Source organism: Polaribacter sp. IC073 (assembly GCF_007997075.1).
In the GTDB taxonomy this organism is placed as follows: Bacteria; Bacteroidota; Bacteroidia; order Flavobacteriales; family Flavobacteriaceae; genus Polaribacter.
This window is the reverse complement of record NZ_VORS01000032.1, coordinates 1-1,175: the sequence shown is the minus strand read 5'-3', so window position 1 is coordinate 1,175 and position 1,175 is coordinate 1. Positions and strand designations below refer to the sequence as shown.

At 34.6% G+C, this 1,175-nt stretch carries 1 protein-coding gene; it reads right to left on the bottom strand.

The window, feature by feature from the left end:
- Positions 1-1,175, bottom strand: a 1,175-nt coding sequence (gene glmM, locus ES045_RS16205; RefSeq protein WP_147117313.1) for a phosphoglucosamine mutase, incomplete at both ends; no start/stop codon positions are given.

Below are 1,175 nucleotides of genomic sequence, written 5' to 3'. Positions count from 1 at the left end.
AAATGAATCCATTCTTCTGCAAAATCAATTTTTACACCGTCAATTGTGTTTACATCTTCATTATTATAGGTAGCTGCCATGGTCTCTAAAATCTTGTCAACATCTATTTCTGGTGTCAACTGAATTTTATTTTTACTCATAAAGTAACTAGGATACGAATCTCTTAATTCCTTACAAGACATTTTAACGTTTGCTAAATGCGATAAAAACAACGCAACACCTACCAAAGAATCACGGCCGTAATGAGACGCAGGATAAATAATTCCTCCATTTCCTTCGCCACCAATAACGGTGTTGGTTTCTTTCATTTTAATAACCACATTTACTTCCCCAACTGCAGAAGCAGTATAGGTTCCGCCATGTTTTTGGGTAACATCTCTTAAAGCTCTAGAAGATGATAAATTAGAAACCGTATTTCCGCCACCTAATTTTCCTAAAACATAATCTGCACAGGCCACTAATGTATATTCTTCGCCAAACATAGAGCCGTCTTCAGAAACTAAAGCCAATCGATCTACATCTGGATCAACTACAATTCCGAAGTCTGCTTTTTCCTTTACAACTAGGTTAGAAATATCTGATAAATGCTCTTTTAAAGGTTCTGGATTGTGAGGGAATTCGCCATTTGGTGTGCAGTATAATTCTACACATTCAACACCTAATTCTTTTAATAATGCCGGAATGAAAATACCTCCGGTAGAATTTACACCATCTACAACTACTTTAAATTTCGCTTTTTTTATTGCTGCTATATCTACCAATTCAAGGTTTAAAACTTCCTGAATGTGTTTTTTTAAATAAGAATTGTCTTTTGTATAAGATCCTAAATCATCTACATCTGCAAATAAGAAATCTTCATTTTCTGCTAATTCAAGAATTTTTTCTCCTTCTGCACCGTTTAAAAACTCTCCTTTTTCGTTTAGTAATTTTAACGCATTCCATTGTTTCGGATTGTGGGATGCTGTTAAAATAATACCTCCATCTGCATTTTCTAAGGGCACTGCAATTTCTACGGTTGGTGTTGTTGATAAACCTAAGTCTACAACATCAATACCTAAACCAACTAAAGTATTTGCGACCAAACTAGAAATCATTTTTCCAGAAATACGAGCGTCTCTGCCAATTACAACTTTTATCTTTTTCTTATCAGCATTTCTTGCTTGTATAAATGCACC